Origin of the sequence: Haloarcula sp. DT43 (genome assembly GCF_037078405.1) — an archaeon.
Taxonomy (GTDB): Archaea; Halobacteriota; Halobacteria; order Halobacteriales; family Haloarculaceae; genus Haloarcula; species Haloarcula brevis.
The window spans coordinates 117,539-136,963 of sequence record NZ_JAYMGZ010000002.1 but is presented as its reverse complement, the minus strand read 5'-3'; the positions used below and the strand labels follow the sequence as shown (position 1 = coordinate 136,963).

Sequence of the window (19,425 nt, the reverse complement as noted above, 5' to 3'; positions counted from 1 at the left end):
ATGACCAGGCAGGCGGCGAACTTTCAAGCCGGGGGCGGACCGACGTGTGATATGGTAGACCCCGACACGGTGATGCGTCGGTTCGAGACGCCCGACGTGGACGACCTCCCCGAAGACCTCCAGGACCGTATCGCGGAGGAGACCGACCGCGCCGGCTTCACGCCCAATATCTTCCCGGCGCTGGCGTACCGCCCCTCGCACTTCCGGGCGTTCTTCGCCTATCACGACGCGCTGGTCGAGGAGACGGCGCTGGAACGCGAGGAAATCGAGCTGATTATCGTGGCCGTCAGCGGCGTCAACGACTGTCTCTACTGCATCGTCGCCCACGGGGCACTCCTGCGTATCTACGCCGACGCGCCCAGACTCGCCGAGCAGGTCGCCGCGAACCACCGGACGGCCGACATCAACGAGACCCACAGGGAGATGCTGGACTTCGCGGTGAAGCTGACCGAGTCGCCCGCCCGCATCGAGGAAGCGGACTTCGAGCGGCTGGCGGAACACGGCTACAGCCGCCGGGCCATCTGGGACATCGGCAGCGTCGCCGCCTTCTTCAACCTCTCGAACCGCCTGGCGCACCTCGCCGACATCCGCCCGAACGACGAGTTCTACGACCTGGGCCGCTGACCCGCTCACGCCGCCTCGGCCGGCCGCACCGCCCCGGCACCGCAGTCCGGACAGGTCAGGTCCTCGACCGCCGCCGCGCGCTGTGCGAACTCGGTCCCGCAGTCGTCACAGCGGAACCGGTAGTGGGGGTCCCCCGAACCGAACAGTTCGGATACCGTGTCAATCACCCTCATACTAGCGCACTCACTGTCCGCAGCCCCCAAAATCTTCCGGCTGAGCTACATCTCCGGCGGGATTTAATACATATAGCATACGTCATGGCGCGGGCCTATACAGCTAGTAGTTCCGGTCTTGCCCCTCAGGGGCATCCACACGTGTATGAACAAGACGCTCTATCTGATGCAGAAGGACAGCGAGACGCGAATCGAAGTCGACGCCGACGGCTACGACCGAATCATGGAGAACGGGAACGTCGTCGGCCACCACATGAGCAACCCCATCGTCAAACTGACCTGAGGTGTCCGGCGGAGCGGACTGGCTGACGCACAACATCCGGGAGTTTTTGCCGCTGGCTGTCGAACCCGTGCCCAATGAGCGACGCTGACGGCGGTCCCAAGCAGGTGTCGGACCCGGCCTACCACAGCGAGAACCACACGGCCGCCCAGACCTGCGGCTGGACGAAGAACGCGCTGCGCGGGGAGGGGAAGTGTTACAAGTACATCTTCTACGGCATCGAGTCCCACCGCTGTATCCAGATGACGCCGGTCGTCAAGTGCAACGAGCGCTGTGTCTTCTGCTGGCGCGACCACGCGGGCCACGCGTACGAACTCGGGGACGTGGAGTGGGACGACCCCGCGGCGGTCGCCGACGCCTCCGTGGAACTCCAGCGGAAACTGCTGTCGGGCTTCGGCGGCAACGACGAGGTGCCCCGCGAGGTGTTCGACCAGGCGATGGAGCCACGCCACGTCGCTATCTCGCTCGACGGCGAGCCGACGCTGTACCCCCACCTGCCGGAGCTCATCGAGGAGTTCCACGACCGCGACATCACGACGTTCCTCGTCTCCAACGGCACGAACACGGAGATGCTGGAGCGGTGTGACCCCACACAGCTGTACGTCTCCGTCGACGCCGCCGACCGGCGGACGTTCGACTCGACGGTGAAGGCCGTCGAGGACGACGCCTGGGACTCGCTCGTGGACACGCTGGACGTGCTGGCGGAAAAAGACGACACCCGCACCGTCATCCGGACGACGCTCGTGAAGGGGCACAACATGCACCACCCCGAGTGGTACGCGGCGATGTGCGACCGGGCCGACGCGGACTTCGTCGAGATGAAGGCGTACATGCACGTCGGCCACTCGCGGGGCCGCCTCGACCGCGACTCGATGCCCGAGCACGGCGAGGTCAGAGCGTTCACCGAGGAACTGGGCGAGTACCTGCCCGACCACGACGTGCTGAAGGAAGTTGAGGACTCCCGCGTGGCGATGCTGGCCGAGGACGAGAACACGTGGGTCCCGAAACTGGAGAAGTCCAGCGAGTTCTGGGAACAGGACCCGCTCGTGGAGTACTGAGTGCCGCTCGGCGGCACAGCAGACAGCGTGCGGGCCGCGAACGCGTTCGCCGGCAGTTTAAGTTGCGTCCGGCCCAAGTGCGTGGTACGCGCCCGTTGCCAACTGCGACGTAGTTTCTAGCCGTTCCAAAAGTGGGATGCATTCCATCTTCGGTATGCTTATCCGGCGGGACTCCCTACGTCGGCGTATGGCTGAATCAACGGGACAGGGCGTCGGTCGGGACGAACTGGCGACGCTGAAACTGCTCGCCCTCGACGGCGCGCTCGACGAGCCGACGAAAGTGTCCTGTGCCGACCTCGGGGACCGGCTGGACGCGTCGAACCAGACCGCCTCGCGGCGGCTCCAGCGGCTCGAAGACGCCGGGTTCCTCTCGCGGGACATGGTCAGCGACGGCCAGGAGGTGGAGCTGACCGGCGACGGCGAGCGCCGCCTCCAGTCGGAGTACGCCGACTACCGGCGCATCTTCGAGTCCGACGCCGGCGTCGACCTGACCGGCGTCGTCACCTCCGGGATGGGGGAGGGTCGACACTACATCACGCTGCCGGGCTACATGGAGCAGTTCATCGAGCGGCTGGGGTACGAGCCGTTCGCGGGCACGCTCAACCTCGAACTCACGGCCGAGAGCGTCCGCAAGCGGGCGCGAATGAGCGCCGTCGAGCCGGTCACCATCGAGGGCTGGGAGGACGACGAGCGGACCTACGGCCCCGCGTACTGCTACCCCGCCTCGATAGAGGGGAGCGACGGCGAGTACGAGCCGGCCCACGTCATCGCGCCCGAGCGGACCCACCACGGCGAGGAGCAACTCGAAATCATCGCGCCGGAGAAGCTCCGCGAGGTGCTGGAACTGGCCGACGGCGACGAGGTGATAGTGCATGTCTCGGAGTGAGGACGCCGCCGTCGAGGCCGACAGCGTGACCGACGCCGTCGCCGCCTTCGCCCGCGGCGAGCCGGTGCTGGTCCACGACGCCGCCGACCGCGAGGGCGAGACGGACCTCGTCTACCCGGCCGGGGCCGTCAGCCCCGAGGCCGTCGCCCGGATGCGCAACGACGCCGGCGGACTCGTCTGCGTCGCGCTCTCGGACCGCGTCGCCGACGCGCTCGAACTGCCGTTCATGCAGGAGGTGCTCGACCACCCGACGGCGGCCGACCACGACCTCGCCTACGACGAGCGCTCCTCGTTCTCGCTAACGGTGAACCACCGCGACACGTTCACCGGCATCACGGACGAGGACCGGTCGCTGACCATCCGCGAGCTGGCCGCCGCCGCGACGGACCCCGACCCCGCGAGCTTCAGCGAGGCGTTCCGGTCGCCGGGCCACGTCCACCTCCTCCGGGCGGCCCCGGGCGGCCTGGCCGACCGCGAGGGCCACACCGAACTCGCGCTCGAACTCGCCGCCGCGGCCGACCTGCCCGAGGCCGCCGTCGTCTGCGAGATGCTCGACGACGAGACCGGCGCGGCGCTGCCCCCGGCGGCGGCACGGGCCTACGCCGAGCGCGAGGGGCTGGTCTACGTCGAGGGCGCGAGCCTGCTAGAGCGGTTCGAGTGACGCGAGGGCAGCAATCGCCCGCCTGGGCGTTCGCCGAGCTTCTCGTGTGATGTTCGGGACGGATACGAAACTGCCGGCTAGCCCGGATTTATATCAGTGGCGTGTCAGCCGGAGAGTATGGCCTGGTTCGAACGCCCGCGGCCCGAGATGGGCACCGAGGGCGACGTGGTCTGGCGGCGCATCGTCGCGATAATAATCGACATCGTACTCATCGGTGTCGTCTCGTCGGCTATCACCGGGGTGCTCGGGCAGGTCCGGCTCGCCGTCCTCGGGAGCCTGTTCGGCCTCCTCATCGGCTTCGGCTACTACATCTACCTCGAAGGGACCTACGGACAGACAATCGGCAAGATGGCACTCGGCATCGTCGTCGTGACGGAGGACGGCGACCCCATCGAGTACGGGCCTGCGGCGATACGGACGCTCCTGCGAATCGTCGACGTGCTGCCGGCCTTTTACCTCATCGGCATCGTCGCCGTGCTCGTCACGGACCGCAAGCAACGGCTCGGCGACATCGTCGCGGACACGGTCGTCGTCCGCTCCAGCTAGGGTGGACCCGGTAAGGCGCTGGACGCGGCCGGGCGGACCGTCAACACTCTTAAACACGGGAATCAATGGAGTAGATATGACACACGACGAGACAGCAGGGGGCATCACCCGCGGGCACCGCGACTGCCGGCTCACAGGGAGGGGCGGCCGATGAGCGACCGCCCGGAGATGTTCGAGGGGGCCGACCGCATCTGGATGGACGGCGAGTTCGTCGACTTCGAGGACGCACAGACTCACGTCCTCACCCACGCGCTGCACTACGGGACCGGCGTCTTCGAGGGCGTCCGCTGCTACGACACCGAACAGGGCCCGGCCATCTTCCGCTGGGAGGAGCACCTCGACCGACTGTACAAGTCCGCCAAGCCCTACGACCTCGACATCGAGTTCAGCAAAGCGGAACTCACCGAGGCGACGACGGAGCTCATCCGCTCCGAGGGCTTCGAGTCGTGTTACATCCGCCCCATCGTCTACTACGGCTTCAATTCGCTGGGCGTGAGCCCGAAGAACTGCCCGACGAAGACCACCATCGCGGCCTGGCCCTGGGGCGCGTATCTGGGCGAGGAGGCCCTGGAGGACGGCGTCGACGTGATGGTGTCGTCCTGGCGCAAACACGCCTCCAGCCAGATTCCGACCAACATCAAGACCACGGGCCTGTACGTCAACAGCATGCTCGCCGGCGAGGAGGCCCGCCGGAACGGCTACACAGAGGCCATCGTCCTGAACAAGGAGGGCAACGTCGCCGAGGGGCCGGGCGAGAACGTCTTCGTGGTCCGCGACGGGGAAATCTACACGCCCGGACTGGCCGAGAGCATCCTCGAAGGCATCACCCGCAACACCGCCATCACGCTCGCCGAGGAGATGGGCTACACCGTCCACGAGGAGGCCACCATCTCCCGGGGCGAACTGTACACCGCCGACGAGCTGTTCTTCACCGGCACGGCCGCGGAGGTCACGCCCATCCGGAGCGTCGACGACAACGAAATCGGCGAGGGGACGAAAGGGCCGGTCACCGACGACATCCAGTCGGCCTTCTTCGACGTCATCGAGAGCGGCGACCGCGAAGAGTGGTTCCGCTACGTCTGAGCGGCGCTACTAGTCGTCCGCGAGTTCCTCCTCGTCCGCGACCGGAATCGGCGTCGCGTTGCTGCGGTCCGTGTCGCCGAACCCGGCGCTGAGGATGCGCGTCAGCGCTTCTTCGACGCGCTCGTCGACTTCCTCGTAGCGGTGGGGTTCGACCTCGACGACGTAGCCGGTCGTGATGTTCGGCGCGGTCGGCAGGAAGAGCACGTCGCGGCCGTCGTCGGTCGTCTGGCCCGTCTTGAACGCCGTCATCCGCATCCCGTCCCATACCTCGATTTTCACCGGCTTCTGGAGGTCCTCGGTCCCCGAGACGGCCGTCTCGACCGCCATCTTCGAGGCGTTGTACACCACCCGCAGCCCGGGGACGTGGTTCATCGCGTCGTCGATGGCCCGCTCGACGATGTCGCCGAAGGCCGTCCGCATCAGGTACCCGATGGAGAACACGATGAGCACGAAGATAATCAGCGTCGTGAACACTCGCGCGAGTTCGACGGCGGTGGTGCCCGAAGGGAGCCCGAGCGCCCCCAGCAGTTCGGCGTCGATTGCCGGGATGACCGCCGCGGACGCGAGGATGGAGTAGAGATAGAGGATGACGTAAACCGTCACCAGCAGGGGCAACAGGACGATGAGCCCGCTCGCGAAATCGCGCTTCCACGACGTGGAGGAGGCCATACAGGTACCTATCGGGCGCGGGATATGAGCCCTTTCCTTTGGTACGTGGCCGCGCCGTCAATCGTCGCGACCGGGTCCGCGAGAACCGCGGACGGCGAGTCGGCCTACCACTCGGCGACGCTGCCGTCGTCGTGTCGCCAGACCGGGTTGTGCCAGTCCACGTCCTGCTGGGACTGCTCGCGGAGGAACGCCTCGTCAATCTCGATTCCAAGGCCGGGGTCGGTCGGCACGGTGACGAAGCCGTCCTCGTAGTCGAACACCGACGGGTCGGCCAGGTAGTCGAGCACGTCGGAGGTCTCGTTGTAGTGGATGTCGATGCTCTGCTCCTGGATGAGGGCGTTGGGCGAGCAGGCGTCGACCTGGACACAGGAGGCCAGCGCGACGGGGCCGAGCGGGCAGTGGGGGGCCATCGCCACGTCGTAGGCCTCGGCCATCGACGCTATCTTGTACACCTCGGTGATGCCGCCGGCGTGTGAGAGGTCGGGCTGAATCACGTCGACGGCCCCGTCCTCGAACACCTCCTTGTAGTCCCACCGCGAGTACATCCGCTCGCCCGTGGCGATAGGGATGTCAGTGTGGGCCGCAAGCGCCGGCAGCGCGTCGTTGTGCTCCGGCAGGACCGGCTCCTCGATGAACATCGGGTCGTAGGGCTCCATCGCCGAGGCCAGCCGCTTGACCATCGGCTTCGTCACGCGGCCGTGGAAGTCGACGCCGATGTCGACCTCGGGACCGACGGCCTCGCGCACTTCCCGGAGCCGGGTCGCGGCGGCCTCGACCGTCGCCGGGGTGTCGACCCGCTCGATTTCGGGCGTGGCGTTCATCTTCAGCGCCGTGAACCCGGCCTCGACCTGCTCGCGGGCGGCGTCGGCCACGTCCGACGGCTCGTCGCCGCCGATCCACTGGTAGACGCGGATGCGGCCCCGGGCCTGGCCCCCCAGGAGCTGGTGGACCGGCGCGCCCAGTTGCTTGCCCTTGATGTCCCACAGCGCCTGGTCGATGCCGGCGATGGCCGACATCAGGACCGGGCCGCCGCGGTAGAAGCCGCCGCGGTACATCGCCTGCCAGTGGTCCTGGATGTCCTCGGGGTTCTCCCCGACGAGATAGCTGTCGAGCAGTTCCTCGACGGCGGCGCGGACGGTGTGGGCCCGCCCCTCGACGACGGGTTCGCCCCAGCCGACGGTGCCGTCGGCCGTCTCCAGTCGCAGGAACAGCCACCGCGGCGGCACCTCGAACAGTTCGTAGTCGACGATTCGGGTACCGGCGGCGTCACTCGCTGTCATACCAGTCCCCTCCGAGCCGTGCAGGTCCGCCAGCAGGACGGCGCGACGCTCTGAGACGCCGTCCGGCGGTTCGTGCGGTCATATGAGAGCCATCGGCGACGCTGTATTTAGCGGTTGTGTCATCCCCACTGAGGCCGGTGACACGGGCACCGAGCGCCGATGGGCGCTGATGTCGGGTCCACCACGCTACCCGCGGTGTCGCTCCCACGTCCGCACGAGGGCGGCGAGCGTCTCGTTGACCGGGACCGGTGCCGTCGCGGTGTCGGCGACGTAGCCGTTGATGGCGTCGATTTCCGTCCGCTGGCCGGCCGAGACGTCCTGGAGCATCGACGAGCGGTTGGCGGCGGTGTCGCCGACGACCCCTTCGAGGAGCGACACCGCGCGCTCGTCGGAGAGGTCGACGCCCTGCTCGCGGGCGACGGCGGCCGTCTCCCGGGCCGCGTCCGCGGCGAGGCCGTCGGCCGGCGGGTCGGCCAGCGCACCGTTCGCCACGCGGGCGAGCGCCGTCACCGCGTTGATGCCGGTGTTGACCGCGAGCTTCTCCCAGAGCCGCGTCGGCATGTCGGTCGCGACGGTCGTCTCGACGCTGGCGGCCCGGAACGCCGCGCCCGCCCAGTCGGCGACCGCTGACTGGCCGCCGTCGCGGTCCCCCAGCACGACCTCGCCGCGGCCGGTGAACGCGACGGTGCCCGGCTCCCGGAGCCGCGCGCCGTAGGAGCACGTCCCCGCGAGCACCGGACAGTCGAGTGCGGCGGCGAGCGTCTCCTCGTTTCCCATCCCGTTCTGGAGTGAGAGGCAGGCGTCGAACGCGCAGTCAGCGAGGGCCGCGGCGGCGTCGGCGGTGTCGTAGGCCTTCACCGCCACCAGCGCGAGGTCGGCGCTCTGGGGAACCGTCGTCCGCGCGCTCGGATGGACCCGGAACGACTCGGTCCCGACCACGGAGAGACCGCGCTCGGCGACCCGATCCACGTGTGGCTCCCGGCCCACGAGCGTCACGTCGTGTTCGCGGGCGAGCAGGCCACCGACGAGGCTGCCGAGGCTCCCGGCCCCAACGACGGCGATGTCCATACCGACGGACAGGGCGGGCCCGGACAAAAATCCATCACCGGCGGGGGAACCAGCACGCACTTGGCCGCGAGCGACGAACGGGCGGCCATGGGCGACTCCGACGACGCCGAGGCGGTAGTCCGGGCCATCGACGAGATTGGTATCGACCAACTGACCGAGACGATTGTCACGGCGTGGGAGGGACTCGGCGGCGGCGAGCCGGGACCAACCTGGCCACAGGACGAGACCACACAGCGGTTCGAGCTATCTGACCCCGACGAAGCGGTCGGACTGGACGTGCTCGCAGCGGTGCTGGACGCGTCACCGCGGGCTCCGGAAAAAGCGTTCGTCCACCTCGGCGTCGGGCGGCGGGACCCGCCCGTCGGGGAGCGGTTCGCCGTCGAGACGATTGCGGGCCACACCGACGTGTCAGCTACCGACACGCACACGACCGGGACGGTGCCGCTGACGGCGGGGACGTTCGACGCGCTGGCGCGGGTCTACGGCGAGTCGCTGGTGTACGCGGTCGTCTGTGACGACGACGGACGGGCGGTCGTCGAACGGGACTGGACGACGCTGCGGTTCTCGCTCCCGCCGTCGGCCGCCGAGACGGTTCGGGAGGCAGTCGGACCGGCCACGGCGGAGCGGTTCGAACGAGCGTAGTGCCGACTCTGCAGACAGCAGACGGGGCCGGCAACGGCCCGGCTCAGTCCTCCTGCCAGTAGTAGATGTCCTCCTTCGGTGCGCCACAGGACGGGCACTCCTCGGGGATGTCCTCTATCTGTCCCATCTCGCCACATTCCCAGCAGCGCCACATCAGTTCGGCCTCACCCGCGGCCCCGGCGCTGAGGTGTTCGCTCGACAGCGCCTCGATGCCGTCCTCGACCGTGACGTAGAAGCCGTGCTCGTCGAACCCGCGGATGGTCCCGAGCGCGGTGCCGTCCTCGTCGTACACCGTCTGTCCGAACGAGTACTCGTCACTTTCGATGTTCGTGGTCATGTCGCTCATACAGAGTTACTGTCGGGTCGAGGTGTGATAAATACTAGCGTGGCACACGGCGGCCGGTGTGGGCGAGCGCGGCGCTCACCGCGAGAAGAGGCTGTTGTGGACCGGCGCGAAGTCGCTCTCCTGGCTGTCCTCGACGACGGAGTCGGTGACGGCCTTGCCGGCGACGCCGCTGTCGAGGAAGTCCGACAGCGGCGGGCCGACGTTGTCCGGTTCGACGAGGAAGGCGTCGTGGCCGTGGTCGGAGTCGATGACGTGGTGGGCGACGTTCGCGTCGGCGTCCCGGAGCGAGTCGGCCAGCGCCTCGGCCTGCTGGGTGGTGAAGTGCCAGTCGGCGGTAAAGGACATCACGAGCGCCTCGCCGTCGAAGGCCGCCAGCGCGTCGGCGTCGGACTCGAACCCGGCGGCGAGGTCGTAGTTGTCCATCGCCCGCGTCAGGTAGAGGTAGCTGTTGGCGTCGAACCGCTCGGTGAACTTCTCGGCGTTGTAGTCGAGGTACGACTCCACGTCGCGGTACGGGAAGAACGCGCCCGCGGCGTCCGTGGGGAACGTGCGGACGGCGTCCCGGCCGGCGGCGCGGCGGCCGAAGCGGCGCTCCATCGACGCCTTCGAGAGGTACATCACGTGGCCCAGTTGGCGGGCCAGCGCCAGGCCGTCGCTGGGCGGGTCGCCGTCGTAGTAGTGGCCCTGGTTCCAGTTCGGGTCGGTCGTGATGGCCCGGCGGGCGATGGCATCGAGCGCGAGACACTGCGTGTCCAGCCGCGCGGCGGCGGCGATGGGGACGATGCGGTCGACGTGGTCGGGGTGGCGCTTGGCCCACTCGATGACGTTCATGCCGCCGACGCTGCCGCCGACGACGGCGTGGAGGTGCGGAATCCCGAGTTCGTCCAGCAGGGCGCGCTGGGCCTCGGTCCAGTCGCCGACGGTGACCGGCGGGAAGTCGGTGCCGTAGGGCTCGCCCGTCTCCGGGTGCTCGCTTTTCGGCCCCGTCGAGCCGTAACAGGAACCGGGCACGTTCGCGCAAACGACGTAGTACTCCGTGGTGTCGATGGCCTTGCCCGGCCCGACGATGTCGTCCCACCAGGCGCGAGCCTGGTCGGCGCTGTCGACGCGGTCGCGGCCGGCGACGTGGGCGCTACCGGTCAGCGCGTGACAGACCAGCACCGCGTTGTCGCCGTCGAACTCGCCGTAGGCCTCGTAGGTGATTTCGAGGTCGGGAATCGTCTCCCCAGAGTCGAACTCGAACTCGCCCAGCGAGAGGGTGTCGTGTTCGACGTTCATGTTACACGGGCGATGGCGTCGTCGATGTCCGCGACGACGTCCTCGGGGTCCTCGATGCCGACGCTCATCCGGACCAGGTCGGGCGTGACGCCGCTGGCGCGCTGTTCCGCCTCGCTGAGTTGGGCGTGGGTGGTCGAGGCCGGGTGGATGACCAGCGTCTTCGCGTCGCCGATGTTGGCGAGGAACTGCGCGAGGTCGGTCTCCTCGCAGAACCGCCGCCCGGCGTCGTAGCCGGCCTCCAGTCCGAAGGTGACGATGCCGCCGTACCCGCCCGAGAGGTACTCCGACGCGAGGTCGTGGGTCTCGTGGCTCTCCAGCCCGGGGTAGGTGACCCAGGCGACCTCGGGGTGGTCGTCGAGGTGCCGAGCGACCGTCATCGCGTTCTCGCAGTGCCGTTCCATCCGCAGGGAGAGCGTCTCGGTCCCCTGGAGGGTCGCCCAGGCGTCGAACGGTTTCTGGCCGTCGCCCAGCGAGCGGAGGGCGCGCTGGCGGGCGGCCACGGAAAAGGCGCGGTCGCCGAAGGCCTCGGAGAAGTTCTTGCCGAAGGCCTCGTTCTCGCCGCCCAGTTCCGGGAACTTCTCGGGGTACTCGTCCCAGGGGAACGAGCCGCCGTCGACGAGGACGCCGCCGACGGTCGTCCCGGAGCCGTGAATCCACTTTGTCGTCGACTCCCAGAGGAGGTCCACGCCGTGGTCGAGCGGGTTACAGAGCGCCGGCGTCCCGAACGTGTTGTCGACGAAGACCGGTACGCCGTGGTCGTGGGCCACCTCGGCGATGTCCTCCATCGGTGGCACCACGAGCGAGGGGTTGCCGATGGTCTCGAAGTGGACGTAGGCAGTATCCTCGTCGATGGCCTCCGCGTAGGCGTCCGGGTCGAGCGTGTCGACGAAACGGGTCTCGATGCCCCGGCGGCTGGCGGCCTTCGAGAAGTACGAGTGGGTGCCGCCGTAGATGGAGGAGGCCGTCACGATGTTGTCACCGGCGGCCGCGAGGACGAAGGTCCCGGCGTCGAGGGCGGCCATCCCGGACCCGGTGGCGACGGCGTCGACCGCGTTTTCCAGCGACGCGATGCGGGTTTCGAGCATCCGAACGGTGGGGTTGTCGAACCGCGAGTAGACGTTGCCGTCGTCTTCCAGGGCGTACCGGTCGGCCGCGGTATCGGCGTCCTCGAAGACGTACGAGGAGGTCTGATAGATGGGCGGCGCGCGTGCCCCCGTCGCCGGGTCCGGCTCCTCCTGGCCGGCGTGGACACAGCGCGTCCCGAATCCGTAGTCGTCGGTCATGTGCAGTATGCATATATCTCCATACATCTATAACTCAGAGTTACGGCAATACTCTCTTATTGTGATAGCGTGGCACGGGCCCGGCCGCCGGCCGGCGAAACCGAGGGAGAGGGTATTTGTCGGAGGCTGTCGACACGCCGGTATGGACCACGACACTGCCGGACGAACCAGCCGACAGATTCTCGACGCCGTCGGCAGTGCCGTCATCGCCGACGACCGCTTCCTCGAAACCGTCATGACCGGGATTCTCGCCCGGGGGCACGTCCTGCTGGAAGACGTGCCCGGCACGGGGAAGACCCTCACCGCCCGGTCGTTCGCGACGGCGCTCGACCTCTCCTTCAAGCGGGTGCAGTTCACGCCGGACCTGCTGCCGTCCGACATCACCGGCTCGAACGTGTTCAACGAGGCCACCGGCGAGTTCGACTTCCAGCCCGGCCCCGTCTTCGCCAACGTCGTGCTGGCCGACGAAATCAACCGCGCGCCGCCCAAGACCCAGGCCGCCCTGCTGGAGGCGATGGGCGAGAAGCAGGTGACCGTCGACGGCGTGACTCACGACCTGCCAGAGCCGTTCTTCGTCATCGCCACGCAGAACCCCGTCGAGCAGGAGGGGACCTTCGGCCTGCCGGAGGCCCAGCGGGACCGCTTCATCGTCAAGACGTCGATGGGCTACCCCGACTTCGGCGGCGAGCGCGAACTCATCGACCGGCGGGCCGACCGGACGGCACAGGCCCCGAGCGTCACCAGCGTCATCGACGGCGAGCGCATCCCCGCGCTCCAGCGGGCCGTCGAGTCGGTCACCGTCGACGGGAAGCTCAGGGACTACGTGGTCGAACTCGGGCGGGCCACCCGCGAGGACGACCGCGTGGACGTGGGCGTCTCCCCCCGTGGCATCCAGCGGCTGTTCGAGGCGACCCGCGCCGCCGCGGTGCTGGACGGGCGCGACTACGCCGTGCCGGACGACGTGACCAGCGTCGCCGTGGCGGCGTTCGCCCACCGGCTCGTGCTGACCGCCGACGCGGGCGTCCGCGGCGTCGACCCCGCGACCGTCGTCAAGGACGTGCTGGACCGCGTCGAGGTACCCGCCGTCAGCCCCTGATTTCTCGGGACCGCGCCAGCGGGGTCGGCCGGTCACGCGGCCGACTTCGGCCCCGCGAGCCGCTACCGCATCGCGACGACGAGCGCCACCACGGCGACGAGACAGACCACGAGGCTGGCCACGGCGGCCGACGGCTCGACGGCGATAGCACCCTGCGCGACGGCGGCCAGCCCCAGCGTCGCCGCCACGCCGACGCCCCCGACCGCGACGGTCCCGCCGGTGTGGACGAGTTCGGCGCGGCGGGTCGCAGCCCCGGTGCCGACCTCGCGCCCGAGCGTCGTCCCGAAGGCACCGGCGTCCCAGACGACGACCGCGCCGACCAGGCCCGCGAGCACCAGCCACGTCGGCGTCGCGAGCGTCGCGGCGAAGGCGCTGGCACCGAACAGGCCGGCCGCCGCGAGCGTGACGCCTGCCGTCCGCTCGGGCAGGTAGCCCGCCGCAAGCGCCAGCCACAGCTGTCCGGCCGCGGCGACGACCGAGAACAGCGCGACGACGACCAGCACCAGTGCGACCGTCTGTGGCCCGTACACGTCCAGTACCGGGACGACGAACCGGTCGACGGCTGCCGCGGCCGGGGTCGCCCGGAGCGCCGTCTCGACGGCTTCGACCGCCGGCCCCGCGACCGAGACCACGGCGAGAGTGACGACGACGCCGCCGACGTAGGGCGCGAGGACAGAGCCGACGCGGTCGGCCGAACTCCGGACCGCCCGCCGGAGGGCCCAGACCGCAGCGGAGACGGCCGCACCGCCAAGGAACAGCCACCAGAGGAGCCCGCGCAGGCCCGGCGCGGCCGTGACCCCGACGGCGACCCCGTACAGGCCACCGGGGAGTGTGCCGGCGAGGAACTGCTGGCCGACGGACAGTTCGACCAGCCCGGCGACCGGAGCGACGAGCAGGGCGAGCCGGCCCGTCCACCGGAGCGTCCGCTCGGCGGCGGCGACGGCCCCGTCGACGTCGGGCGCGTCGCTCGTCTCCGGGACGAGTTCGGCAAGCGGCAGAGCGTCGAGGCCGCGGGCCAGCGCCGCCGCCGCGAGCGCGAGCAGCAGGCAGAAGATGGCGATATGCGTTCGCCCAGGGGCCGGGTCGAACACCGGCCCCAGCACCCGGGCGAGGAGTTCGCCGGCCAGCTGCTGGACGCCCGGCGTCCCGGCGTTGGACTGCAGGAAGTCGACGGCTCCCCGCGCGAACAGCGCGAGGGCGACGACGAACGGGACGGCGGTCGTCCGCACGACGACGCCGCCGTAGGCCGCCACCCGCTCGGTGTCCACGACGCCGCGGGTGGCCGCGCTCGCACCGAAGACAGCGGTCAGACAGCCGAGGACGACGGCCACCTGCGACGCCAGCGTGACGACCGCCGGCCGGACGCCGGCCTGCGAGGGGACCGGGAACAGGTCGGCCCCGAGCGTGACGACCGCACCGCCGGTGGCGACAGAGAGCCCGACCGCGACCGGGAGCGCGAGGATACTGGCCAGGACGGCCCCGACCGCCCGCCAGCGGTTCCAGCCGCTCAGCCACAGCGACAGCGCCAGCGCGAGGCCGGTCCCCGCGCCGACGAGCGCGACCCGGTCGGCGCTGACGGCCCCCAGCAGTCCGGCGACCAGCAGCGCCGTCACGCCGACGACGACGGCGAGGCTGGTCCGGGGCATCCGGGTCGGGAGTGTGGTGTGGTCGGCCATGGTTACACGCTGAACAGGTCCGCGAGCGAGGCCCGCAGAGCTACGTCGATGGGGCTGTCGAGGTCCCAGTCGATGACGGTCGCGCCGGACAGTTCGGCCCGCTGGAGCCGGGCGGTGCGTTCGACGCCGGCCACGGCCGCGCCCAGCGAGCCGCCGCGGGCCAGCGCCGGGCTGACGAGCGTCGTCGGGTAGTCACGGACCGCGAGCGACGAGACCAGCGAGACGGCCCACTCGTCGGCGACTGGCGAGAACACCACCACCTGCGCGGTCGGCGGGAGCCGGGCGAGCACGGCGAGCAGGGCCGGGTCGTCGGTCGTGCCGCCGTCGGCCGTCGTCATCCGCGCGTCGCCGTCCCGTGACTGCGGTGTGGACTCGGCCCCGGCCACGTCTGCATCGTCGGCCGTACTGGGGCCGCTGGTCGCGTGGTCCGCCGACTGCCGGGCCGCGGCGCGACCCACGCTGTCGAACACCTGTCGCGCGTGAGCGGCCGCGTGGCCGCCGGCGGGGTCGACCCACGCCAGTCCGTCCGGACCGAGCCCGCCGGGGACGTCCGACTCGGCCAGCCCCACGGCACAGACGCTGGCGACGACGCTGGTCCGCGAGAGGGCGTCGAACAGCCGCTCGGCGGCGTAAGCCGACAGTTCCGCTCCGGTCGGGAACCCCGGCTCCGGCGTCACGCGGGCCGGCGGCCTGGCGTCGACCACCAGCACCGTCCTGACGGCCTGTTCCTCCCGGTAGTCGACGGTGGTCAGTTCGTCCGTCTTGGCGTAGCGCCGCCAGTCGATGCGGTTGACCGGGTCCCCGGGCTGGTAGCTCCGCGTCGAGTGGAACTCCAGGCCGCTCCCGCCGGTGTCGGTCGGGAGCGTCCCCGCCCGCGGGAGCGTCGCGTCGGCCATCGGCACCTCCGAAACGGTGTTCGAGCAGGTCAGCGACCCGTCGCCGGCGGCTGGCAGGTCGACGGTGACCGCGTCGCTCGCCGACAGCGTCCGCACCCGCACCGCGGCGGCGTCGAACGTGTAGGTCCCGCGCTTCGCCATCACGGCGTAGGACAGCGTCGCACTCTCGTCGGGCCGCAGCGAGGTACAGAGCCGCGGCGACCCCTCGACGACTGCCAGTTCCGCGGGCACGCCGTCGATGACTCGCACGTCGGTCAGCGAGCCGTTCCCGGTGTTCGTCACGGTCAGTTCGACGGCGACCGGCTCGCCCGGCGTCGGCTGGGCGTCGGAGACCGACCGCGTCGCCCGCAGGTCGGTCCCGGCCGGCACCCGCGACAGCGCGCCGTAGGCGACGTAACCGAGCGGTAGCACCGTCGCCGCGAGCAACAGCGGCTCGGCGGTCAGCAGCGAGACGCTGACGAGGAACAGCGCCGCGGCGAGGCCGCCGCGCCAGCGCCGCATCCGGCGGTGCATCGTCAGCGGTCACCCCCCGACACCCGCTCGATAGCGTCGACGGTCCGGCGGATGCGGCGACGGCGCTCGCTCTCCGGGTCGAGCCACAGGCGGAGCCGGGCCACCAGTGACTGCGGTTCCTCCGGGGCGAGCAGCGCCGCCGCGACGGCGTCGTCGGTCCAGGTCCCCGCCCGCACGGCCCGGCGAGCGGCCTCCTGTGAGACGCCGGCACCGATGGCGTGGGCCGTCGCCGCCGCCGCAGTGAGTCGCTCGGTGACGGCGTCCATCGCCGCGTCGTCGCCCGCGACCGCGTCGTCGATGGCCGCGTCGACGTCGGCGGCGACCAGCCGCCCCTCCGTCGCCGTCACGGCCTCCGGCGGGCTGTCGCCGGCCACGTCGAAGGCGGACGCCGCCCCGTCGGTCCCTCGCCCGCCGAGCCAGCCGGCGAGGGCCGCACAGAGCCCGACGACCAGACTCCCGGCGAGGAGGGCGGTCGTCGGGGCGACGCTACCGAGGACGGCGACCAGCGACTCGCCGACGACGGCCGGGGCGACCACCAGGGCGACCGCGACGGCGGTCGCCAGCAGGCCCACCGTCCCGAACACGACCGTGCGGGGGCGCATCAGGACCGCCCCTCCGCGTCGTCGTCGGTCGCGTCCTGTGTCCCGGCGGCCGACTCGATGGCCCGAATCGCGTCCTCGACGGCCGCCACGTGCTCCTGTGGGTCCCGCTGGCCGTACTCGACCGCCCGGAACGCGTCCCGGACCGTCCGAACCGCCGCTGGCGGAAGCCCGTCCCGTTCGATGGCGTGGGCGGCGATGTCCCCCGGCGTCCGCGTCCAGTACCGCCGGAGCGACACCTGGGCCAGCAGGCGCGTCCAGGCCTCGCGGATGGTGACCCGCGCCGCGGGCGCGCCGTCGGCTTCCTCGGCGTCGGTCCCCAGCGCGCCGCTTGCGGCCGCTTCGGCTGCCGAGAGGCGGGCGTCGACCCACGCTCGGGCCGCCTCAAGCAGCGCCGACGGCGACCGGCGGCCGGCGAACAGGTCCCGGAGCGCCGCGGCCGTCAGCCGCGCCCTGGTTCGGAGACCGCCCAGCAGGCCGTCCACAGCGGCGGCGAGACCGACCAGCGCGCCGACGGCGAGTTCGCGCGCGGCCCGCACCCACGCCCGGAGCGTTCCCGGCGTCACCTGCCGCCGCCGAGCGCCGACGACCGCCCCGGCGAGGAGAGTTCCTGAGACGGCCAGCACGCCCGCGGCGTTGACGAACAGGCCGCCGACGGTCGCCGTGGCCGTCTGGCCGTACTTCGAGACCGTGACCGTGGTGCTGGCGGCAAACGGCATGCCGACCGTCGTCCGCCCGGTCGCGCCGGTCCGGGCCGCCGGCTCCCCGTCGACTTCGACCGTCGCGTTCGATACCGGTTCGCCGTCCATCGTCGCGTTCACCCGCTGACCGGTCGCGGGCAGGGCCAGGGGGAGCGTCGGCGACGTCGCCACGGCGAGCCGTTCGAGGACGACGGTCGTGTTGCCGCTGACAGCGTCCCGCTCGACGGCGACGGTGACGTTGCCGGGTTCGGTCGGGAGCGTGACCGTCGCGCGCCCCCGTCTGTTCGTCGTCGCCACCCGCTCGCCGTCGAGCCACAGGCCGCCGTCCCGCACCGGCACGCCGTCGACGGTTGCGGTGACGACCACCTCGCCGCCGGTGACGGCGTCGCCGGTGACAGTCACCGACGCGGTCGTGTTCAGCTCGTAGCTCGTGTTCGTCGACTGCTGGGCCCGCGGGCCGGCGACGGCGAAGGCGCGCGTCCCGTCACGTGGTACCGAGGGGGCGACGAGGGCGGCCGCGTCGCCGGGTGCGTCGACGGTTATCGTCAGTTCCGCTTCGTAGGGGACCGTCCCGGAGACGGTGCCGTCCGGCCCAGTCGTCCCGACCGGCTCGCCGTTGAAGGCCACGGCCGCCCCCTCGACCGGCGCGCCGTCGCGGGTCACCGTCGCGGCGACCGCCGCGCCCGGCGTCGCCGTCCGGTTGAGTTCGACGACGAACTCGCCGGACCGCGAAGCGGACTGGTCGTCGCCCGACCCGTCGGTTCCGTCGTCGGCACCGTCCGCACCTGTCTCGGTGTCCTCGTCCCCGCTCCCGCCGGGCTCCTGCCCCGTCCCGTCGGTCGGGGTCTCAGTCGGCGTCCCGACGGCGAACTCCTCGCCCGGGCTCCCGGACTCGGCGGCGCTGTACTCCTGACTGCTGTCTTCCATCGCCTGCCGTTCGGATTCGAGTCGCTCTCGGCCCGGCGTCGGGTCGAACCGTACCCAGCCGACGCCCTCGAAGTACACCTCGACCCACGCGTGGGCGTTCATCCCACGGACGGTGTACCGGTTCTGACCGGTCCGCTCGCCGGTCGAGTAGCCGACGACGTAGCGGGCCGGGATGTCCTGGCTCCGCAGCATCACCACCATCGAGGTGGCGAAGTACTCGCAGTACCCCCGGTCCATCTGGAAGATGAACTCGGAGGCCACGTCGTCTTCGGGCTGTTGGCTGACGTTCAGCGAGTAGTTCTTGTTCGCCTCCAGCCACCGCTCGATGGTCGCCGCCGTCTCGTAGGGCGAGTCGCTGTCCTCGGTCAGTCGGTCGGTGAACGGCCCCACCTGCGCCGAGGTCGACGCCGGCACGCCCGTGTACCGCGACTCGACGGCGTCGGGGTAGTCTCGGCCGCTCGTCCGCAACACGTCGGGGTCGTCGGGGGGCGTCACGCTGGTCGCGCTGTAGGTCGTTCCGGCGGGTAGCGGACGCTCGGACGTGACCGCGCCGTAGGCGGTGACCAGCACGTCGTCGCGCGAGACCGACTTCGGCCGCCAGACGGTCGGGAGCGACGTGGCGGACCTGGCCAGCTGGACCTCGTAGTCGACGGTCGTGTCGGCCATCCCGTCGACCGCCAGCGGCCCCTCGTAGGCCCGCGGGTCCGCGCGTCCGTCCCACCCGGTCCCGGTGTAGGTCTCGTAGGCACCGGTCCGCCAATAGGCCGGCTCAGAACTCGTGACGGTGAAATGGGGCTCCGTGTCCTGGGACCGGTACGGGCTGTCGCCGCCGCCGAGCGACCCGCCCACGCTGGTCTGGCTGCCGGGATTCAGCGCCCCGAGTTGCCCCCCACCACCACCGGTCGAGGCACCCCCCGCCGACCCGAAGGGGCTCTCCTGGGGAAGGGGGACGAGGGACTCCATCGGGGTCTCGGTCCCGCCGGGGGAGAGAATCGGGAGCGTCGCCGTCGCCAGCACCACGGCGACCACACACACGGCAGTGAGCAGGACCCGGAGGTAGTCCCTGTCTGCCGACACGTCGTCGAACGGCGAGTCGTCGGAGCCCACGTCGGATTACCGTACCGTCCCGGCGCTGTCGGC

Annotated in this window: 20 protein-coding genes; 9 read left to right on the top strand and 11 right to left on the bottom strand. The window is 70.6% G+C overall.

Features of this window, described 5'->3' with window-relative positions:
- Nucleotides 1-51 precede the first annotated feature (51 nt).
- On the top strand, nt 52-624 hold the full coding sequence (locus VI123_RS07900; RefSeq protein ID WP_336337513.1) for a peroxidase-related enzyme: 573 nt from the start codon (nt 52-54) through the stop codon (nt 622-624).
- Between the two features lie 5 nt (nt 625-629).
- On the opposite strand, the gene VI123_RS07895 is transcribed toward VI123_RS07900, so the two are convergent.
- A complete protein-coding gene (locus VI123_RS07895; RefSeq protein ID WP_336337512.1) occupies nt 630-797 on the bottom strand; it encodes an FmdB family zinc ribbon protein in 168 nt (55 codons plus the stop codon).
- Between the two features lie 145 nt (nt 798-942).
- Here VI123_RS07895 and VI123_RS07890 point away from each other — a divergent pair, with 145 nt between their 5' ends.
- From VI123_RS07890 to VI123_RS07865, 6 genes are all read left to right on the top strand, one after another.
- Nucleotides 943-1,080, top strand: a complete 138-nt coding sequence (locus tag VI123_RS07890) for a hypothetical protein (RefSeq protein WP_336337511.1) — start codon at nt 943-945, stop codon at nt 1,078-1,080.
- Nucleotides 1,081-1,154: 74 nt separating this feature from the next.
- Nucleotides 1,155-2,135, top strand: coding sequence for a 4-demethylwyosine synthase TYW1 (gene twy1, locus VI123_RS07885; protein WP_336337510.1), 981 nt, complete (start codon nt 1,155-1,157; stop codon nt 2,133-2,135).
- 187 nt (nt 2,136-2,322) lie between these two features.
- The gene (locus VI123_RS07880) at nt 2,323-3,021 is read left to right on the top strand and encodes a DUF120 domain-containing protein (RefSeq protein ID WP_336337509.1); all 699 of its coding nucleotides are present in this window, start codon (nt 2,323-2,325) and stop codon (nt 3,019-3,021) included.
- On the top strand, nt 3,008-3,682 hold the full coding sequence (gene ribB, locus VI123_RS07875) for a 3,4-dihydroxy-2-butanone-4-phosphate synthase (RefSeq protein ID WP_336337508.1): 675 nt from the start codon (nt 3,008-3,010) through the stop codon (nt 3,680-3,682). Before VI123_RS07880 ends, ribB begins: the two co-directional genes overlap by 14 nt.
- A gap of 117 nt (nt 3,683-3,799) precedes the next feature.
- The gene (locus VI123_RS07870; protein ID WP_336337507.1) at nt 3,800-4,228 is read left to right on the top strand and encodes an RDD family protein; all 429 of its coding nucleotides are present in this window, start codon (nt 3,800-3,802) and stop codon (nt 4,226-4,228) included.
- A 150-nt stretch (nt 4,229-4,378) separates the two neighbouring features.
- On the top strand, nt 4,379-5,311 hold the full coding sequence (locus VI123_RS07865) for a branched-chain amino acid transaminase (protein ID WP_336337506.1): 933 nt from the start codon (nt 4,379-4,381) through the stop codon (nt 5,309-5,311).
- 9 nt (nt 5,312-5,320) lie between these two features.
- On the opposite strand, the gene VI123_RS07860 is transcribed toward VI123_RS07865, so the two are convergent.
- The 3 genes from VI123_RS07860 to VI123_RS07850 form a co-directional block, all read right to left on the bottom strand.
- The gene (locus VI123_RS07860) at nt 5,321-5,980 is read right to left on the bottom strand and encodes a DUF502 domain-containing protein (RefSeq protein ID WP_336337505.1); all 660 of its coding nucleotides are present in this window, start codon (nt 5,978-5,980) and stop codon (nt 5,321-5,323) included.
- A 104-nt stretch (nt 5,981-6,084) separates the two neighbouring features.
- Nucleotides 6,085-7,260, bottom strand: a complete 1,176-nt coding sequence (gene dgoD / locus VI123_RS07855) for a galactonate dehydratase (protein ID WP_336337504.1) — start codon at nt 7,258-7,260, stop codon at nt 6,085-6,087.
- A gap of 186 nt (nt 7,261-7,446) precedes the next feature.
- Nucleotides 7,447-8,328 (bottom strand): ketopantoate reductase family protein, encoded by an 882-nt coding sequence (locus VI123_RS07850; RefSeq protein ID WP_336337503.1) that lies wholly within the window; start codon nt 8,326-8,328, stop codon nt 7,447-7,449.
- Nucleotides 8,329-8,415: 87 nt separating this feature from the next.
- On the opposite strand from VI123_RS07850, the gene VI123_RS07845 reads away from it, so the two are divergent.
- Nucleotides 8,416-8,970: a hypothetical protein gene (locus VI123_RS07845; RefSeq protein ID WP_336337502.1), complete on the top strand. Its 555-nt coding sequence runs from the start codon at nt 8,416-8,418 to the stop codon at nt 8,968-8,970.
- Nucleotides 8,971-9,013: 43 nt separating this feature from the next.
- Here the strand turns inward: VI123_RS07845 and VI123_RS07840 are convergent, their stop codons facing one another.
- From VI123_RS07840 to VI123_RS07830, 3 genes are all read right to left on the bottom strand, one after another.
- Entirely contained in the window at nt 9,014-9,316 is a 303-nt protein-coding gene (locus VI123_RS07840; RefSeq protein WP_336337501.1) for a DUF7130 family rubredoxin-like protein, read from the bottom strand.
- 75 nt (nt 9,317-9,391) lie between these two features.
- On the bottom strand, nt 9,392-10,594 hold the full coding sequence (gene metX / locus VI123_RS07835; RefSeq protein ID WP_336337500.1) for a homoserine O-acetyltransferase MetX: 1,203 nt from the start codon (nt 10,592-10,594) through the stop codon (nt 9,392-9,394).
- Nucleotides 10,591-11,877 carry an O-acetylhomoserine aminocarboxypropyltransferase/cysteine synthase family protein gene (locus VI123_RS07830; protein ID WP_336337499.1) on the bottom strand — a complete coding sequence of 429 codons (1,287 nt, stop codon included), beginning with the start codon at nt 11,875-11,877 and terminating at the stop codon, nt 10,591-10,593. The genes metX and VI123_RS07830 overlap by 4 nt, the downstream gene beginning before the upstream one ends.
- A gap of 142 nt (nt 11,878-12,019) precedes the next feature.
- Between VI123_RS07830 and VI123_RS07825 the strand changes: the two genes are divergently transcribed.
- The gene (locus VI123_RS07825) at nt 12,020-12,973 is read left to right on the top strand and encodes an AAA family ATPase (RefSeq protein WP_336337498.1); all 954 of its coding nucleotides are present in this window, start codon (nt 12,020-12,022) and stop codon (nt 12,971-12,973) included.
- Nucleotides 12,974-13,035: 62 nt separating this feature from the next.
- Here VI123_RS07825 and VI123_RS07820 read toward each other — a convergent pair whose 3' ends face one another.
- From VI123_RS07820 to VI123_RS07805, 4 genes are read right to left on the bottom strand one after another with little or no spacing between them, the layout of a single operon-like run.
- Nucleotides 13,036-14,649 carry a DUF7519 family protein gene (locus VI123_RS07820; RefSeq protein WP_336337497.1) on the bottom strand — a complete coding sequence of 538 codons (1,614 nt, stop codon included), beginning with the start codon at nt 14,647-14,649 and terminating at the stop codon, nt 13,036-13,038.
- A gap of 2 nt (nt 14,650-14,651) precedes the next feature.
- Nucleotides 14,652-16,058 carry a DUF58 domain-containing protein gene (locus VI123_RS07815; RefSeq protein WP_336337496.1) on the bottom strand — a complete coding sequence of 469 codons (1,407 nt, stop codon included), beginning with the start codon at nt 16,056-16,058 and terminating at the stop codon, nt 14,652-14,654.
- 2 nt (nt 16,059-16,060) lie between these two features.
- A complete protein-coding gene (locus VI123_RS07810) occupies nt 16,061-16,660 on the bottom strand; it encodes a DUF7269 family protein (RefSeq protein ID WP_336337495.1) in 600 nt (199 codons plus the stop codon).
- A complete protein-coding gene (locus VI123_RS07805) occupies nt 16,660-19,392 on the bottom strand; it encodes a transglutaminase TgpA family protein (RefSeq protein ID WP_336337494.1) in 2,733 nt (910 codons plus the stop codon). The genes VI123_RS07810 and VI123_RS07805 overlap by 1 nt, the downstream gene beginning before the upstream one ends.
- Between the last annotated feature and the right edge of the window lie 33 nt (nt 19,393-19,425).

Bases quoted from the DNA above. Each gene is read 5' to 3' on its own strand.
- VI123_RS07900 (WP_336337513.1), top strand. From the start codon at position 52: ATGGTAGACCCCGACACGGTGATGCGTCGGTTCGAGACGCCCGACGTG.
- VI123_RS07895 (WP_336337512.1), bottom strand. From the start codon at position 797: ATGAGGGTGATTGACACGGTATCCGAACTGTTCGGTTCGGGGGACCCC.
- VI123_RS07890 (WP_336337511.1), top strand. From the start codon at position 943: ATGAACAAGACGCTCTATCTGATGCAGAAGGACAGCGAGACGCGAATC.
- twy1 (WP_336337510.1), top strand. From the start codon at position 1,155: ATGAGCGACGCTGACGGCGGTCCCAAGCAGGTGTCGGACCCGGCCTAC.
- VI123_RS07880 (WP_336337509.1), top strand. From the start codon at position 2,323: ATGGCTGAATCAACGGGACAGGGCGTCGGTCGGGACGAACTGGCGACG.
- ribB (WP_336337508.1), top strand. From the start codon at position 3,008: ATGTCTCGGAGTGAGGACGCCGCCGTCGAGGCCGACAGCGTGACCGAC.
- VI123_RS07870 (WP_336337507.1), top strand. From the start codon at position 3,800: ATGGCCTGGTTCGAACGCCCGCGGCCCGAGATGGGCACCGAGGGCGAC.
- VI123_RS07865 (WP_336337506.1), top strand. From the start codon at position 4,379: ATGAGCGACCGCCCGGAGATGTTCGAGGGGGCCGACCGCATCTGGATG.
- VI123_RS07860 (WP_336337505.1), bottom strand. From the start codon at position 5,980: ATGGCCTCCTCCACGTCGTGGAAGCGCGATTTCGCGAGCGGGCTCATC.
- dgoD (WP_336337504.1), bottom strand. From the start codon at position 7,260: ATGACAGCGAGTGACGCCGCCGGTACCCGAATCGTCGACTACGAACTG.
- VI123_RS07850 (WP_336337503.1), bottom strand. From the start codon at position 8,328: ATGGACATCGCCGTCGTTGGGGCCGGGAGCCTCGGCAGCCTCGTCGGT.
- VI123_RS07845 (WP_336337502.1), top strand. From the start codon at position 8,416: ATGGGCGACTCCGACGACGCCGAGGCGGTAGTCCGGGCCATCGACGAG.
- VI123_RS07840 (WP_336337501.1), bottom strand. From the start codon at position 9,316: ATGAGCGACATGACCACGAACATCGAAAGTGACGAGTACTCGTTCGGA.
- metX (WP_336337500.1), bottom strand. From the start codon at position 10,594: ATGAACGTCGAACACGACACCCTCTCGCTGGGCGAGTTCGAGTTCGAC.
- VI123_RS07830 (WP_336337499.1), bottom strand. From the start codon at position 11,877: ATGACCGACGACTACGGATTCGGGACGCGCTGTGTCCACGCCGGCCAG.
- VI123_RS07825 (WP_336337498.1), top strand. From the start codon at position 12,020: ATGGACCACGACACTGCCGGACGAACCAGCCGACAGATTCTCGACGCC.
- VI123_RS07820 (WP_336337497.1), bottom strand. From the start codon at position 14,649: ATGGCCGACCACACCACACTCCCGACCCGGATGCCCCGGACCAGCCTC.
- VI123_RS07815 (WP_336337496.1), bottom strand. From the start codon at position 16,058: ATGCACCGCCGGATGCGGCGCTGGCGCGGCGGCCTCGCCGCGGCGCTG.
- VI123_RS07810 (WP_336337495.1), bottom strand. From the start codon at position 16,660: ATGCGCCCCCGCACGGTCGTGTTCGGGACGGTGGGCCTGCTGGCGACC.